The 1217-nt window shown below is 47.7% G+C and carries 1 protein-coding gene; it reads left to right on the top strand.

Features of this window, described 5'->3' with window-relative positions:
• Window positions 1-76: 76 nt before the first annotated feature.
• A partial coding sequence (locus tag H8K52_RS20580) for an IS256 family transposase (protein WP_186924786.1) occupies window positions 77-1217 on the top strand: 1141 nt, incomplete at its 3' end.

The following is a 1217-nucleotide window of genomic DNA, read 5'->3' as shown; positions in this document are numbered from 1 at the left end:
GAGCCTGTGAATAAATTTGTGTAAATGTCCACGGTCTATTAACCTCTCGAGCGAGGAATTACCGATGGACATTTTAATGGATAGAGAAAAACTGAAAGCTTTGGCAAAAGAGCTTGCCAAGGATATCAAGACGGAAGCGGATCTGAATATGCTTTCGAGGGAGCTGGTCAAGCTCACTGTAGAAACCGCATTAAACGCTGAACTCACCGAACATTTGGGTTACGAGAAGCATTCGGATAGCAAGCCAGGGCGTGGAAATACACGCAATGGCAGCACTGCAAAACGTCTCAAAGGTACGCATGGAGAAGTAGAAATTCTCACGCCACGAGACCGTGACGGCAGCTTCGAGCCGCAGCTCTTACGCAAAGGGCAAACGCGCCTGACTGCGATGGACGATCAAATTCTGACGCTGTACGCGAAGGGACTGTCTACCCGTGAAATTGTGCAAACCTTCAAAGAAATGTACGACGCGGACGTGTCGCCTACATTGATTTCCAAGGTCACAGACCGCGTTCTGGAGCAGATCACACAATGGCAATCTCGTCCACTTGACCCCATTTACCCTATCGTCTATTTGGATTGCATCGTCATTAAAATTCGCGACAATATGCGCGTCATCAACAAGGCAATTTACTTGGCGCTTGGCGTGAACATGGAAGGCAAAAAAGAGCTGCTCGGCTTATGGATGTCCGATAATGAGGGGGCAAAGTTCTGGTTATCTGTGCTCACCGAACTAAAAAATCGTGGCGTGCAAGATATTCTGATCGCTTGTGTCGATGGCCTTAAGGGTTTCCCTGAAGCGATTGCCGCCGAGTATCCAGAAACCCGTGTACAGCTATGCATTGTTCACATGGTGCGTAACAGCTTGAAGTATGTATCGTGGAAAGACTATAAAGCTGTTACTACTGATCTCAAGCGCATTTATCAAGCCACCACAGAGGACCAAGCATTGACCGAGTTGGAACGATTTAGTCAACAATGGAGCGAGCAATACCCACAAATTGCCAAGTCATGGACGACTCACTGGATCAATCTGCGCACGCTATTTGAATACCCACCAGAAATACGTAAGGCGATTTACACGACCAATGCGATCGAGTCTCTCAACAGTGTCATCCGTTCGGCGACTAAGCGAAGAAAACTATTTCCAAGTGATGACTCAGCTATGAAAGTGGTGTATCTCGCCATCTCTCAGGCCGCAAAGAAATGGACGATGC

Source organism: Affinundibacterium seohonense (assembly GCF_014284305.1).
Classification (GTDB): Bacteria; Pseudomonadota; Gammaproteobacteria; order Burkholderiales; family Burkholderiaceae_D; genus Undibacterium; species Undibacterium seohonense.
Note: the sequence above shows the minus strand (reverse complement) of the source record. Positions and strands in the feature narration are given on the sequence as shown.